The organism is Streptomyces sp. PH9007 (assembly GCF_059813725.1).
Map to the genome: position 1 here is coordinate 382,063 of NZ_CM187440.1, position 14,216 is coordinate 396,278.

At 73.6% G+C, this 14,216-nt stretch carries 16 protein-coding genes and 1 riboswitch; of the genes, 1 reads left to right on the top strand and 15 read right to left on the bottom strand.

All coding sequences use genetic code 11. The features are described from left to right. Positions 1-6: 6 nt before the first annotated feature. The 15 genes from ACTFAP_RS01535 to fmt all read right to left on the bottom strand — a co-directional run bounded on the left by ACTFAP_RS01535 (position 7) and on the right by fmt (position 13,422). Positions 7-519: a PH domain-containing protein gene (locus ACTFAP_RS01535; RefSeq protein ID WP_500468020.1), complete on the bottom strand. Its 513-nt coding sequence runs from the start codon at positions 517-519 to the stop codon at positions 7-9. A gap of 8 nt (positions 520-527) precedes the next feature. Beyond that, entirely contained in the window at positions 528-1,376 is an 849-nt protein-coding gene (gene hisG, locus ACTFAP_RS01540; protein ID WP_030726986.1) for an ATP phosphoribosyltransferase, read from the bottom strand. 60 nt (positions 1,377-1,436) lie between these two features. Beyond that, positions 1,437-1,709: a phosphoribosyl-ATP diphosphatase gene (locus ACTFAP_RS01545; protein ID WP_390125026.1), complete on the bottom strand. Its 273-nt coding sequence runs from the start codon at positions 1,707-1,709 to the stop codon at positions 1,437-1,439. Between the two features lie 34 nt (positions 1,710-1,743). Beyond that, positions 1,744-2,229 (bottom strand): 6,7-dimethyl-8-ribityllumazine synthase, encoded by a 486-nt coding sequence (gene ribH / locus ACTFAP_RS01550; protein WP_390125028.1) that lies wholly within the window; start codon positions 2,227-2,229, stop codon positions 1,744-1,746. Between the two features lie 69 nt (positions 2,230-2,298). Beyond that, a complete protein-coding gene (locus ACTFAP_RS01555) occupies positions 2,299-3,597 on the bottom strand; it encodes a bifunctional 3,4-dihydroxy-2-butanone-4-phosphate synthase/GTP cyclohydrolase II (protein WP_500468021.1) in 1,299 nt (432 codons plus the stop codon). Next, positions 3,594-4,256, bottom strand: a complete 663-nt coding sequence (locus ACTFAP_RS01560) for a nicotinamide mononucleotide transporter (RefSeq protein WP_495683200.1) — start codon at positions 4,254-4,256, stop codon at positions 3,594-3,596. The genes ACTFAP_RS01555 and ACTFAP_RS01560 overlap by 4 nt, the downstream gene beginning before the upstream one ends. Beyond that, positions 4,253-4,840 carry a riboflavin synthase gene (locus ACTFAP_RS01565; protein WP_500468022.1) on the bottom strand — a complete coding sequence of 196 codons (588 nt, stop codon included), beginning with the start codon at positions 4,838-4,840 and terminating at the stop codon, positions 4,253-4,255. Before ACTFAP_RS01565 ends, ACTFAP_RS01560 begins: the two co-directional genes overlap by 4 nt. Position 4,841: 1 nt before the next feature. Then, a complete protein-coding gene (gene ribD / locus ACTFAP_RS01570; RefSeq protein WP_500469374.1) occupies positions 4,842-5,948 on the bottom strand; it encodes a bifunctional diaminohydroxyphosphoribosylaminopyrimidine deaminase/5-amino-6-(5-phosphoribosylamino)uracil reductase RibD in 1,107 nt (368 codons plus the stop codon). Between the two features lie 169 nt (positions 5,949-6,117). Then, positions 6,118-6,249: riboswitch (FMN riboswitch) on the bottom strand. Between the two features lie 94 nt (positions 6,250-6,343). Further along, the gene (locus ACTFAP_RS01575; protein ID WP_390125037.1) at positions 6,344-6,802 is read right to left on the bottom strand and encodes a phospholipase; all 459 of its coding nucleotides are present in this window, start codon (positions 6,800-6,802) and stop codon (positions 6,344-6,346) included. Positions 6,803-6,963: 161 nt separating this feature from the next. Next, the gene (locus ACTFAP_RS01580; RefSeq protein ID WP_500468023.1) at positions 6,964-7,155 is read right to left on the bottom strand and encodes a hypothetical protein; all 192 of its coding nucleotides are present in this window, start codon (positions 7,153-7,155) and stop codon (positions 6,964-6,966) included. Between the two features lie 159 nt (positions 7,156-7,314). Further along, on the bottom strand, positions 7,315-8,751 hold the full coding sequence (locus ACTFAP_RS01585) for a GuaB1 family IMP dehydrogenase-related protein (protein ID WP_500468024.1): 1,437 nt from the start codon (positions 8,749-8,751) through the stop codon (positions 7,315-7,317). A gap of 176 nt (positions 8,752-8,927) precedes the next feature. Next, positions 8,928-9,920, bottom strand: a complete 993-nt coding sequence (locus ACTFAP_RS01590; RefSeq protein WP_495683202.1) for a sugar-binding domain-containing protein — start codon at positions 9,918-9,920, stop codon at positions 8,928-8,930. A 149-nt stretch (positions 9,921-10,069) separates the two neighbouring features. Beyond that, entirely contained in the window at positions 10,070-10,759 is a 690-nt protein-coding gene (gene rpe / locus ACTFAP_RS01595) for a ribulose-phosphate 3-epimerase (RefSeq protein ID WP_390125046.1), read from the bottom strand. A gap of 42 nt (positions 10,760-10,801) precedes the next feature. Continuing rightward, entirely contained in the window at positions 10,802-12,235 is a 1,434-nt protein-coding gene (locus tag ACTFAP_RS01600) for a transcription antitermination factor NusB (RefSeq protein WP_495683203.1), read from the bottom strand. Positions 12,236-12,492: 257 nt separating this feature from the next. After that, entirely contained in the window at positions 12,493-13,422 is a 930-nt protein-coding gene (gene fmt, locus ACTFAP_RS01605) for a methionyl-tRNA formyltransferase (RefSeq protein WP_400011270.1), read from the bottom strand. 235 nt (positions 13,423-13,657) lie between these two features. Here fmt and ACTFAP_RS01610 point away from each other — a divergent pair, with 235 nt between their 5' ends. Next, positions 13,658-14,173 carry a hypothetical protein gene (locus ACTFAP_RS01610; RefSeq protein WP_390125052.1) on the top strand — a complete coding sequence of 172 codons (516 nt, stop codon included), beginning with the start codon at positions 13,658-13,660 and terminating at the stop codon, positions 14,171-14,173. Positions 14,174-14,216 lie beyond the last annotated feature (43 nt).

A 14,216-nucleotide genomic window follows, 5' to 3' on the forward strand; every position in this document is an offset into this window, starting at 1 on the left:
CGCCGCTCAGCCGCGCTCGGCGGCGGCGGCGCTGCTGTGTGTCTCGACCAGGGCGCGCAGCGCGCGGGCGTCGGCCAAGGCCCGTTCCCTGGCGAGCCCGGGCTGGATGCCCATGGCGGCCAGGGTGGAGCCGTCGGCGAGGTCGAGGGTCACCCACGGGTCGCCGGGACGCAGACCGACCCGGACGATCTCGGCCCAGGCGAGCCGCCGCCTGGTGGTGAGGTTGACGACGGTCACCCCGTCCCGGTCGGCGAGGACTTGGGGGCGGCTGAGCACGGCCAGCACGGCCCAGGCGGCGATGCCGGTGCCGGCCACGGTGAACCGGTCGCCCAGTCCCCAGGTGCTGGCGCTGACCGGCACGATGACGGCGATGATCAGCAGCACGGTGAAAACCACCGCGCCGGTGCTCATCAGGATGATCCTGGTGAGCCGCGGCCGGAAGATCACCGGGAGTTCGGGCAGGTCGGGCGGGGTGGGCCGGTCGCCGGTCACCGTGATGTCCTTGTCGGTACGGGGCATGGTGCCGCTCACAGCCGGGCGGCGTGGATGCCGGTGGTGAGGATCGCGCGGGCGCCCATGTCGTACAGGTCGTCCATCACGCGCTGGGCGTCCTGGACGGGGACCATGGACCGTACCGCGACCCATCCCTGGTCGTGCAGCGGGGAGACGGTGGGGGATTCCAGGCCGGGGGTGAGGGCGACGGCCTTCTCCACCAGTTCGGCGCGGATGTCGTAGTCCATCATCACGTAGCGGCGGGCCACCAGGACGCCCTGGAGGCGGCGCAGGAACTGCTCCACCTTGGGTTCGGCGCGTTCGTCGCCGCGGCGCCGGATGACCACCGCCTCCGACTCCAGGATCGGCCGGCTGATGATCTCCAGACCCGCGTTGCGCAGGGTGGTGCCGGTCTCCACCACGTCGGCGATGACCTCGGCGACCCCGAGCTGGATGGCGGTCTCCACGGCCCCGTCCAGGCGGACCACCGAGGCCTTCACGCCGTTCTCGGTGAGGTGCGCGCGCACGACTCCGGGGAAGGAGGTGGCGATCGTCAGCCCGTCGAACTGGGTGACGTCGGTGACCCCGCCGGGCCGGGCCGCGTAGCGCAACGTGGAGGCGGCGAAGCCGAGTTGCTTGATCTCCTCGGCGTCGGCCCCGGAGTCCAGCAGCAGATCGCGTCCGGTGATGCCGATGTCGAGCTTGCCGGACCCGACGTAGACCGCGATGTCGCGCGGGCGCAGGAAGAAGAACTCGACCTGGTTGTCGGCGTCGATCAGGACCAGCTCGCGGCTGTCCTTGCGCTGCCGGTAGCCGGCCTCATGGAGCATCGCCGACGCAGGCTCGGACAGGGAACCCTTGTTGGGGACGGCGATGCGCAGCATGGGGCGTGATTCCTTCGGGAGTGCGGGGACGGGAAGAGGGGCGGACGGCGGGCTGACGCCTCACAGATGAGCGTATACATCGTCCAGGGAGATGCCCCGGGCGACCATCATCACCTGCAGGTGGTACAGCAGCTGGGAGATCTCCTCGGCGGTACGGTCGGTGCCCTCGTGCTCGGCCGCCATCCATACCTCGGCGGCCTCCTCGACCACCTTCTTGCCGATGGTGTGCACGCCCGAGGCGACCAGCTCGGCGGTGCGCGAGGTGGCGGGGTCGCCGTGGACGGCCTTGTGCTGGAGCTCCGTGAAGAGCTGCTCGAATGTCTTGTTGGCCATGGTGACGCTCAGCCTACGGCGTGCGCGGCGCGGGTCACCGCGCGGGTGCGGTCAGCGAGCGCAGGGCGGCGGCGGTGGCGACGGCGGCGGTCACCGCCTCGTGCCCCTTGTCCTCGGCGGAGCCGGGCAGTCCGGCCCGGTCCAGGGCCTGCGCCTCGGTGTCGCAGGTCAGGACGCCGAAGCCGACCGGCACCCCGGTCTCCACACTGACCTGGGTGAGGCCGGTGGTGACGCCCTGGCACACGTAGTCGAAGTGCGGGGTGCCGCCGCGGATGACGACGCCGAGGGCCACGACGGCGTCGTAGCCCTGGCCGGCCAGGGCGCGGGCGGCCACCGGCAGCTCGAAGCTGCCGGGCACGCGCACCACGGTGGAGTGCGCGACGCCCAGGTCCTTCAGGGCGCGGTGTGCCCCGTCGAGCAGACCGTCCATCACGGTGCGGTGCCACTGGGCGGCGATGACCGCGACCCGCAGGTCGCCGCCGTGCTCCACGGTCACCTCGGGGGCGCCGGTTCCGCTCATGTCTGGGTCCTGCCTTTCGGGGAGGGGTGGTGGTGCGAGGAGAGGGTGCGGGTGGTCAGGGTGCTGCGGTCACTGTCCGGCGCAGGCCGGCAGTTCGGCGCCGTCCAGCCAGGGCAGGTCGTGGCCCATGCGGTCGCGCTTGGTGCGCAGGTAGCGCAGGTTGTGGCGCCCGGCGGGGGCCGGCATGGGCTCGCGCCCGGTGACCCGCAGCCCGTGCTCGGTCAGCGCGGCGGTCTTGGCCGGGTTGTTGGTGAGCAGCCGTACGGAGCGCACCCCGAGGTCGGTGAGGATGCGGGCGCCCGCCCCGTAGTCGCGGGCGTCGGCCGGCAGGCCGAGTTCGAGGTTGGCGTCCAGGGTGTCCCGGCCGCGTTCCTGGAGTTCGTAGGCGCGCAGTTTGGACAGCAGTCCGATGCCGCGGCCCTCGTGGCCGCGCAGGTACAGCACCACGCCGCGGCCCTCGGCGCGTACCCGTTCCAGGGAGGCGGCCAGCTGCGGCCCGCAGTCGCAGCGCTGGGAGCCGAAGATGTCGCCCGTGAGGCACTCGGAGTGCAGGCGGACCAGGATGTCCTCGCCGTCGCCGATGTCGCCGGCCACCAGGGCGAGATGCTCGGTGCCATCGGGGGCCGAACGGTAGCCGTGGGCCTGGAAGTCGCCGTGCGGGGTGGGCAGGGTGGTGCGGGCCTCGCGGCGTACGGCCGGCTCGTCGCCCGGCGCGGCGGCGTCGGGCTCGGCCGCGGCGCGGTGGGCGATCAGATCCTCGATGGAGATGATCGACAGGCCGTGCTTGCGGGCGAAGGGCACCAGTTCGGGCAGCCGCAGCATGGCGCCGTCCTCGCCCGCGATCTCCACGATCACGGCGGCGGGGCGCAGTCCGGCGAGCCGGGCCAGGTCGACACCGGCCTCGGTGTGGCCGGCCCTGGCCAGGACGCCGCCGGGGCGGGCGCGCAGCGGGAAGATGTGGCCGGGGCGGACGAAGTCACCGGCGGTGGCCTCCGGGTCGGCCAGCAGCGCGATGGTGGCGGCGCGGTCGGCGGCGGAGATGCCGGTGGTGACGCCGTGGGCGGGGCCGGCGTCCACGCTGACGGTGAAGGCGGTGGCCATCGGCTCGGTGTTGGCGGTGACCATCTGCGGCAGGTCGAGCCGGTCGAGGTCGGCTGCCTCCATCGGCGCGCAGATCAGCCCGCGGCATTCGCTCATCATGAACGCGACGAGATCGGGGGTGATCTTCTCGGCGGCGACGATCAGATCGCCCTCGTTCTCCCGGTCGGGATTGTCGACGACGACCACCGGCCGGCCCAGCGCGATGTCGGCGATGGCGCGCTCCACGGGGTCCAGGGCGAGGTCGCGGTCCGGCACGGCGACGGTCATGCGGTTGCTCCTTCCAGGACGGGGCGGGAGGCGGGTGCGTCGCCGGAGCGCCGCCACCAGTCCCGGAGCCCCCACAGGACGAGGACGAGATAGAAGACGTAGACGAGGCCGGAGAAGGCCAGCCCGCTGCTGAACGCCAGCGGCACGCCGACGACGTCGACCAGCAGCCAGGCGAACCAGAACTCCACCAGGCCCCTGGCCTGGGCGATCATGGCGACCAGGGTGCCGACGAAGATGTACGCGTCGGGCCATGGGTTCCAGGACAGCGAGGGGAAGGCGGCGAACAGCCAGCCGACCGCCACGGTGCCCACGACGGCGCCCGAGGCCAGCGCGAGGCGTTCGCGGCCGGTGGCGAACCGTACGGCGATCTGGCCGTCGGCGGCCTGCTGCCGGCCGCCGCGCCACTGCCGCCAGCCCCACAGGGCCACGATGATGACCAGCAGCTGTTTGCCGACGCCGCCGCCGAGCTGGGCGGAGGCGTAGGCGGCGATCAGCACGAGACCGGACAGCAGCTGGGCGGGCCAGGTCCAGATGGAGCGCCGCCAGCCCAGCGCGAGGGCGGCGAGCCCGATCAGGTTGCCGGTCATGTCCGACCAGATGACGTCCTGCCCGAAGGCGCTGAAGGCGACCTCGTGCAGGGGGTCGAAGACGGAGCTCATCGGGTCACCATCCGCTCGACGTACTTCGCGATGACGTCGACCTCGAGGTTGACGGGGTCGCCGGGCTGCTTGATGCCGAGCGTGGTCAGCTCCAGCGTGGTCGGGATGAGGCTGATGGTGAAGCGGTCCTCGCCGGCCTCCACCACGGTCAGGCTGACGCCGTCCACGGTGATGGAGCCCTTGTCGACGACGTAGCGGGACAGCTCGGCGGGGAGCGAGACGGTGACCAGCTCCCAGTGCTCGGCGGGTTCGCGGGCGAGCACGGTGCCGGTGCCGTCCACATGGCCCTGGACGAGGTGTCCGCCGAGCCGGCCGCCGAGCGCCATGGGGCGTTCGAGGTTGACCCGGGAGCCGGTGGTGAGCGCGCCGAGCGAGGAGCGCTTGAGGGTCTCGGCCATCACATCGGCGCTGAAGGTGCCGTCACCGGTGTCCGTGACGGTCAGACACACCCCGTTGACGGCGATGGAGTCACCGTGCGCGGCGCCGTCGCTGACCAGCGGTCCGCGCAGTCGCAGCCGGGCGGAGTCGCCCCGCGTCTCGACGGCGGCGACCTCACCCAGTTCTTCGACGATTCCGGTGAACATTTCAGGACTCCTTGCCGGTGGTGACGGGAGCGGTGACGGGGACGGTGACGGAAGCCGGGACGGGAACGGCGGTCACGCGCAGGTCGGGCCCCACCCGGTCCCAGTCGGTGACCCGCAGGCGCAACGCCTGCGCGATGGTGCTGATTCCGGCGTCGCCGAGGGCGGCCGGTCCCGCGCCCAGCAGGGCGGGGGCGAGATAGCCGGTGACCCGGTCGACGGCTCCGGCGGCGGCGAACGCCCCGGCGAGGGTGGGCCCGCCCTCCAGCAGGACGGACCGGATGCCCCGCCGGTGCAGGGCGGCCAGCAGCGCGGGGATGTCCAGGCCGCGCCCGGTGGCGGCGCGCGGCAGCCGGACCAGCTCGGCCCCGGGGAGCACGGGGGCGCGGTCCTCGGCGACGGCGATCAGGGTGGGCGCGGCGTCGTCCAGGATCCGGGCGCCGGGGGCGACGGCGGTGCCCTCGGTGTCGACGACCACCCGCAGGGGCTGCCGGGCGCCGGGGACGCCGCGCACGGCCAGGTGCGGGTCATCCGCGCGGGCGGTGCCTGAGCCGACCACGACGGCGTCCGCCTCGGCGCGCAGCCGGTGCACGTCGGCGCGGGCCTGCGGCGAGGTGATCCAGCGGCTGCTGCCGTCGGCTGCGGCGATCCGGCCGTCCAGGGTGGCGGCGTACTTCCAGTGCACGTGGGGGCGGCCGTGCCGTACGGAGGTGAGCCAGGCGATGTTGCCGGCGGTGGCCTCCTCGGTGCACGGGCCCGGCTCGGCGCTGATCCCGGCGGCGCGCAGGGTGGCGGCGCCGCCACCCGCCGCGGGGGTGGGGTCGGGAACGGCGTAGCGGACGCGGCGCACCCCGGCGGCGATGAGGGCCTGGGTGCAGGGGCCGGTACGGCCGGTGTGGTTGCAGGGTTCGAGCGTGACGACGGCGGTGCCGCCGCGGGCGCGCTCGCCGGCCTGCTCCAGGGCGTGGATCTCGGCGTGCGGGCCACCCGCCCGCCGGTGCCAGCCCTCGCCCGCGGGGCGGCCGGCGGCGTCCAGGATCACGCAGCCGACGACGGGGTTGGGGCTGGTGCGGCCCAGGCCCCGGGCGGCGAGTGCGACGGCATGACGCATCGCCTCGGCCTCGGGCGCGTCGGGTGGGGCGGCCACCGGGTCCTCCTGCCTCTTCGGGCACGGACTCCGGGGCATCACGGGACCAACGGAAAGCAGGGGGAACGCCCAGGTCGCACGGGTGTCCCGGGTCACGGGACGGCCCGCGGCCGGACATGCCGGTCCCGCTCCGCCGCGCACTGCCTCCCATCCGGACTTTAACCGTCGGTCCAGGAGTTCCACCTGGTCAACCGGCCGCTGGTGGGCGGACGGGTCGCGGACTGTAACCGCCGGCTCGGACTTTCACCGACCCCGGAGTGCGCTTGTGTCGTGTTGTACGTCCACCAGTCTGCCACGTCGGCCCGCGCCGCATGCGCGCCTGTGGGGCGCCTCACAGCGCGGGCCGGGTGACCGGTGGGTCAGCCAAAGGCCCTGACCGCCTGGTAGTAGGTCCAGGCGGTGCCGTCGCAGGCCGTCTTGGTGGCGCCCGAGTAGCCGTTGCAGACGCGCTTCAGGTCCTCGTAGAAGGCGTTGTCCAGCCGGGTCTTGTTGGCGTCGAAGGTGCCCTGGGCCTTGTAGTTCCGGTACCCGAAGTCATGCCGCGCACATGACATCTCAAAGGGGAAACCGAAGGGGTTGTCCGGCGACCAGGAGCAGAAGTCGGTCGACCAGTCGAAGGCGTACGCGGACCAGGCGCCCTGGTTGTTGCGCGCCGAGAGCCAGGAGTTGTAGCTGGCGGCGCTGGTCTGGGTCCAGCTGGAGAGCACCTGCGGCTTGTCGGCGGGGGCGGCGGTGGCCGGGGCGGCCGAGACGGCCACGGCGCCGAGGGCGAGAGCGAGCGTGGTGATGACGGTGGCGAGGCGTTGACGCAGGCGCATGACGCGTCCTCCGGAGTCGGCGGCCCGGATCGCGGGCCGGTGGGGGTTCCGGATTCAGAAGCTACGGAGCGCCTGACGAAAGCTCAACACCTTGTTGAAGAACATCAGTTGGATTCAACGGCAACTTCCTGACGCCGCCCCCGTCCAGTAGTTGCCATCCCTCACACCGGACGCGCCCGCAACCAGGTGCGGTCCTCGGTGAGATACGCGTCCACGACCAGCCCGGCCGCCGCCAGCGGTCCGGTCAGCCGGCCCACGCCGCAGCCCAGTTCGAGCAGCGTGCCGCCGCCCGGCACGGCAGCCGCAACAATCCCCGGTTCCGGTCCGGGCGGCAGCCGCAGCCAGTGCTCCACCGCACACCCTCCCCCAGCCTTCGGCCGGGGGTGCCCCCAGACTGATGGCACCCGCCCCGGTGCCCTCGTACCCCTCGCGCCTCGTCTGCGTCATGCCGTCCATCACAGCACAAGGGCCCGGAACTCCGCCTGAGTTCCGGGCCCTTGGAGCGGACGTCGCTACCAGCTGGCGTGCAGCGGCTTGCCCTCCGCGTAGCCGGCCGCGCTCTGGATGCCGACCACGGCCTTGTCCGCGAACTCCGCCAGGGTGCCGGCGCCCGCGTAGGTGCACGAGGAGCGCACGCCGGCCACGATGGAGTCGATCAGGTCCTCCACACCGGGGCGCGCGCCGTCGATGTACATCCGCGAGGTGGAGATGCCCTCCTCGAACAGCCCCTTGCGGGCCCGGTCGTACGCCGACTCCTCGCTGGTGCGGCTGCGCACCGCGCGGGCCGAGGCCATGCCGAAGCTCTCCTTGTACAGCCGGCCGTCGGCGCTCTGCTGGAGGTCGCCCGGTGACTCGTGCGTCCCGGCGAACCACGAACCGATCATCACATTGGAGGCGCCGGCGGCCAGCGCCATCGCCACGTCGCGCGGGTGCCGCACCCCGCCGTCCGCCCAGACGTGCTTGCCGAACTTCTTCGCCTCGGCGGCACATTCCAGCACGGCGGAGAACTGCGGACGGCCCACGCCGGTCATCATCCGGGTGGTGCACATCGCGCCGGGGCCGACCCCGACCTTGACGATGTCCGCGCCCGCCTCGATCAGATCGCGCACCCCTGCCGCCGAGACCACGTTCCCCGCCACCACGGGCACCCCGGGGTCCAGCGCCCGCACCGCCCGCAGGGTGGCCAGCATCGACTCCTGGTGGCCGTGCGCGGTGTCCACCACCAGGGTGTCCACCCCGGCGGCCAGCAGCGCCTCGGCGCGCGCCACGCTGCCGCCGTTGATGCCGATCGCCGCCGCCACCCGCAGCCGCCCCGCGGCGTCCGTGGCGGGCCGGTACAGGGTGGCGCGCAGCGCGCCCTTGCGGCTGAGGATGCCGGCCAGCCGGCCCTGCGCGTCCACAGCCGGGGCGATCTTGCGGTGGGCGCTGTCCAGGGTGGCGAAGGCCTCGCGCGGATCGATGTCCGCCGCCAGCACCAGCAGATCCTTCGACATGACCTCGCTGAGCTGGGTGAAGCGGTCCACGCCCAGCAGGTCGGCCTCGGTCACGATGCCCACCGGGCGCCCCTCGGCCACGACGACGCCCGCGTTGTGCGCCCGCTTGGGCAGCAGCGCCAGGGCATCGGCCACCGTCTGGGACGGGGCGAGGGTGATGGGGGTGTCCAGCACCAGGTGGCGCTGCTTGACCCAGCTGGTGACCTCGGTCACCACGTCCAGCGGGATGTCCTGCGGAATGACGGCGAGACCGCCCCTGCGGGCCACCGTCTCGGCCATCCGCCGCCCCGCGACGGCCGTCATGTTGGCCACCACCAGCGGAATGGTGGTGCCGCTGCCGTCCGGAGTGGCGAGATCGACGTCCTGTCGGGATGCCACCGCCGAGCGACCCGGGACCATGAACACATCGTCATAGGTCAGGTCGTACGACGGTCGGGAGTCATTGAGGAACTTCATGCCTGCTCTCTCACCTGCGTTCTCGCATTGCCCTGGGGGCACCTCCCGGCCGGGGTCGGGGGAGGGTGGGAGCGGCAGCGTTCGCACGCGGCTCCTACGGCATTATCCCCGATCCACCCCGAAGCGGGCGAACAGATGGCCGAAGGGGTGACGGACCGCACCCGGGCACGTACCCCTCACCGGGGAACGCTGTCCGGGTCGGCCCGCTCCAGCGCCGGACGCACACCAGGCGACTGGGTCAGCAGCAGGTCGGCCGCCGCCGTGTCGGTGACCAGGCTGGTCACCAGGCCCGAGCGCAGCACCGCGCCGATCGCCTCCGCCTTGCGCCGCCCGCCCGCGATCGCCACGACCTCGGGGATCCGGCGCAGCCGCTCGGCCTCCACGGTGATGCACCGCTCACCCAGATCGCGGCCCACCCGGCGCCCCTCGGCGTCGAAGAGATGCGCGGACATCTCGGCGGCCACCCCGAGCGAGGCGTAGTGCTCGCGCTCGTCCTTGTTCAGCATGTCGTGGACTGTGGAGATGCCCGGCTCCCAGGAGCCGATCGACACCGCCGCGATCGTCACCTTGTCGAAGTACTCGAACGCCGCCGCGATCCCGCGCTGGGCACGCAGGGCGTCCGCCGTCGCGGAGTCCGGCAGCAGCATCGGCGCGTAGATCGGATGCGCCTCCCCGCCGGAGACGGCGGCGGCCCGCCGTACCGCCTCCACCGAGCCGCGCTCGGCCGTCCCCGCGTCGTACACCCCGGTCAGCTGGACCACGGTGCACGGCGGCAGCTCGCGCAGCGCCGCCGCCATGTGGATCGTGGAACGGCCCCAGGCCAGGCCCAGCACGTCGCCCTCGGCGACCAGCTCGCCCAGCAGTTCGGCGCCCACCTCACCCAGATGCTCCGGGTCGGGGGTGTCGTCGGCGGTGTCCGTGGTCGACTCGGCGACCACCACGTGCCGCAGCCCGTACCGCGCCCGCAACGCGTCCGAGCGGTCCGCGTCCAGCTCCGCCGGCACCCGGATCTCGATCCGCACCAGGTCGTGCTCCACCGCGGACTCCAGCACCCGGGCGACCTTGAAGCGGCTCACCCCGAACTCGTCCGCGATCTGGATCTTCGACTTGCCCTCCAGATAGAAGCGGCGGGCCATCGCCGCCGCCTGCATCAGTTCGGCGGGTCCCATCCGTGCGGCTGACCTCCCGGTCGACACGGCACTCACCTCTCAGTCCTCCGGCTTGTCCCGCTCACGGTCCGCTCGGTCATCCTCGCAGATCCGTAAGGTCCTTGATGTCTGTCGCGCCCGGCCCGCCGGAGCGGGGGCGCCGTTCCCGTTCACCCGGCCGTGCCGGCTTCTCCCCGGGCCGCGGCCGCCGCGCGCTCCGCCTGCTCGCGCAGCCCGCGCACCGCGGCCGCCGGGTCCTCGGCGCCGTAGACGGCCGAGCCCGCCACGAACACGTCCGCGCCCGCCTCGGCGCAGCGCTCGATGGTCGCCGCCGAGACGCCGCCGTCCACCTGGAGCCACAGCGGCAGCCCGTGCCGCGCGATCAGCTCCCGGGTGCGGCGGATCTTGGGCAGCGTCACGTCGAGGAACGCCTGTCCGCCGAACCCGGGCTCCACCGTCATCACCAGGATCATGTCCAGCTCGGGCAGCAGATCCTCGAACGGCTCGATCGGGGTGGCCGGGCGCAGCGCCATCGAGGCCCGCGCGCCCTGCGCCCTGATCTCCCGTGCCAGCCGTATCGGCGCGGTGGCCGCCTCGGCGTGGAAGGTGACCGAGCCGGCGCCCGCCTCCGCGTAGGCCGGGGCCCAGCGGTCGGGGTCCTCGATCATCAGATGGCAGTCCAGGGGCGTGTCGGTGGCCTTGCGCAGCGACTCCACCACCGGGAGGCCCAGCGTCAGATTCGGCACGAAGTGGTTGTCCATGACGTCGATGTGCAGCCAGTCCGCCCCCTCGACGGCCTGGGCCTCCTCGGCGAGGCGGGCGAAGTCCGCGGACAGGATGCTGGGGTTGATCTGTGCCATGTCCTCAGTATTCAGCATGGTCAGGGGGTGGGGTGACGCCGGTCACGCGGTGCGGCGCAGCAGCGCGAGGTACATCGCGTCGGTGCCGTGCCGGTGCGGCCACAGCTGGATGTCGGGGCCGTCGCCGAGGTCGGGGACGCGCGGCAGCAGGGGTCTGGCGTCCAGCCATTCGGCGGCGGGGCTGCCCGGATTCTTCAGTACGTCGTGGACCACGGCGCGGGTTTCGGCCAGATGCGGCGAGCAGGTGGCGTACCCGACGACGCCGCCGGGGCGTACCGCGGTGAGCGCCTCGCGCAGCAGCCCGCGCTGGAGCCCGGCGAAGCCGTCCAGGTCCTCGGGGCTGCGGCGCCAGCGGGCCTCGGGGCGACGGCGCAGCGCGCCGAGGCCGGTGCAGGGCACGTCGACCAGCACCCGGTCGAAACCGCCGGCCGGCCAGGCGGGGCGGGTGCCGTCGGCGACCACGACCTGGTACGGGCCGGGGTTGCCGGCCAGCGCGCGGGCCACCAGGGCGGCGCGGTGCGGCTGCTTCTCGGCGGCCAGCAGCGCGGCGCCGCGTCCGGCCGCGAGGGCGGCCAGCAGGGCGGCCTTGCCGCCGGGCCCGGCGCAGGCGTCCAGCCAGCGGGTGTCGCCGCCGTCGCCGGCCAGCGGGGCGTTCGCGAGCGCGAGGGCGACCAGCTGGCTGCCCTCGTCCTGGACCCCGGCGCTGCCGTCCGCGACCGCCTCGATGGCGCCGGGCTCGCCGCCCTCGGCCAGCCGTACCGCGTAGGGGGACCAGTCGCCGGGGGTGGCCCGCTCGGGGCCGGCCTGCTCCAGCAGCTCCGCGGGGCCGATCCGGCCGGGGCGGGCGGCCAGAGTGACCCGGGGGCGTTCGTTGTCGGCCGCGAGCAGCGCCTCGATCTCGCCGCGGCCACCGCCCAGCGCGTCCCACAGGGCGGAGACCACCCAGCGCGGATGGGCGTGCACGACGGCCAGGTGTTCCTCGGGGTCCTCGTCGTAGGGCGGGGCCACCCGTTCCAGCCAGCCGTCCAGGTCGTGGGCGGCGACCTTGCGCAGCACGGCGTTGACGAACTTGGCGCGGCCGTCGCCCAGCACCACGCGGGCCAGTTCCACGCTGGCGCTGACGGCCGCGTGGGTGGGGATGCGGGTGCCCAGCAACTGGTGCGCGCCCAGCGACAGCACATCGAGCACCGGTGGGTCGACCTCGCGCAGCGGCCGGTCCACGCAGGCCGCCAGCACCGCGTCGTACGTGCCCTGGCGGCGCAGCGTGCCGTACACCAGCTCGGTGGCCAGCGCGGCGTCCCGGTCGCCGAAGTCCCCGGCGGCGCGCGCCTTGCGCAGCAGCGGGGGCAGCACGAGGTTGGCGTAGGCGTCGCGTTCGTCGACGGCGCGCAGCGCCTCGAAGGCGAGGAAACGCACCGGGTCCTTGCGGGGACGGCGGTAGGGCCTGGCGGGACGACGGGCGGGCCGATTGCTCACGGGGACGATGACTCCGACTGCTGCTGGTGAGAGGTGGTGCGGGGGGTCAAGCCTAGGGCCTGTCTGACACATGGCGCCGGTCAGGCCCGCGGCGTCTGGTGCGGTACATCGCAAGGCGCAGGGGCGCCCTCGTAGTGGGCTACTTGGGCGTCTCGACAACGCAGCGAGGTGCCGTGCCAGACGTCGCGGGCCAGGCGGGATGTGTCAGACAGGCCCAGGGCTTGTCCGGCACGGCCCGGGCCCGTGGCCCCCCGGGGTCAGCCCAGCCGCTCCCCAGGGCGCACCCGTACGCCGCGGGCCCAGTCGGCGGCGGCCATCGGCTTCTTGCCCTGGGGCTGTACCCAGATGAGTTCGACGGCGTGCGAGCCGGTACCGGCGTGGACGCTGTGCTTGCCGGTGGCCAGTTCGCCCGGGGCGAGGGCCGACTGCTCGGGGGCGAGGGCGACCTGGCGCACCTTGAGGCGTTCGCCGCGGAAGACGGTCCAGGCACCGGGTGCCGGGGTGCAGCCGCGCACCAGGCGGTGCACGCCGAGCGCGGGGTGGTCCCAGTCGATCCTGGCGTCGTTGACGGAGAGTTTGGGGGCCAGGGTGACGCCCTCGGCGGGCTGCGGCACGGCGTGCAGGCTGCCGTCCTCGATGCCGTCCATGGTGGCCGCCAGCAGTCCGGCGCCCGCGAAGGCGAGCCGGGTGAGCAGGTCGCCGCTGGTGTCCTCGGGGCGTACCTCCTCGGTGAGCACCCCGTAGACCGGGCCGGAGTCAAGACCCTTCTCGATCTGGAAGGTGGAGGCGCCGGTGACCTCGTCGCCCGCGATGACGGCGTGCTGGACCGGGGCGGCGCCGCGCCAGGCCGGGAGCAGCGAGAAGTGCAGATTGACCCAGCCGTGCCGGGGGATGTCCAGGACGGACTCGGGCAGCAGCGCGCCGTAGGCGACGACCGGGGCGCAGTCGGGGGCGATGGCCCGCAGCCGCTCCTGGAAGGCGGGGTCGCGCGGGCGCTCGGGCCGCAGGATCTCGATCCCGGCCTCCTCGGCGCGCTGGGCGACGGGGCTGGCGACCAGCCGTCGCCCCCGGCCGGCGGGCGCGTCGGGCCGGGTGACCACGGCGGCGACCTCGTGCCGGTCCGATGCGAGCAGGGCGTCCAGGGCCGGTACGGCCACCTCGGGGGTGCCGGCGAAGACGAGCCTCATGGTGCGGGTGTCACCTTCTCGGGTGAGTGCGGGGTACGGGAGCTACGGGAACAACCCGAAACGGTGCGTCAGTCTACGGTCCGTACCGGCGTGGACCCCCGGGGCGTGCGGAGCGGAACGCGCCCCTTGGCGCGGACGATCCGGTCCAGCAGCGTGACCCAGGCCACGTGTGAGGCGTTGGTCAAGGCAGATTGACCATTCCGACAATCCCTGACGCCGGTTCGAGAGGGTCCTCATGGCCGACCACGCCACCCCTGACGCCCAGGCACGAGCGAGCCTGCATCTGCTGGTGCGGGACATCGAGCGGGTCCGCCGCCAGGTGGACGCGCTGCGCACGCTCACCGCACAGCTGGGCAATGTGTACCGCCCGCGACGCACCGGCTCCGCCGCCGGGTTCGTCGTGTACGGGCGCGCCCCGGCACCGACCGTCCGGCTGGCCCAGGAGCTGCGGGACAGCGTGGAGACCCTGGTGACGGCGGCCGTGGACTTCGACCGTTCGCTCGGCTTCTCCTGGGACGCGGTGGGCTCGGCGCTCGGTGTCACCAAGCAGGCGGTGCACCGTCGTTACGGCACCCGGCGCACGGCGGAGCGCACCACCGCCGTACGGGAGTCCCTCACCCGCGAGCCGCTGGGCCGCGACCCTCTGGGCCGGGAGTCCCTCGGCCGGGAACCCCTGGCGCGCGAGCCGCTGGGCACCGCGCCGCAGCAGCAGCCGGTGGCCGCGCCCTTCCCCGGTCCGCGCACCGGCTGAGTTTGCCGATCCGGCAAGAGTCTTTGCCATGGGCCGTTCGGGG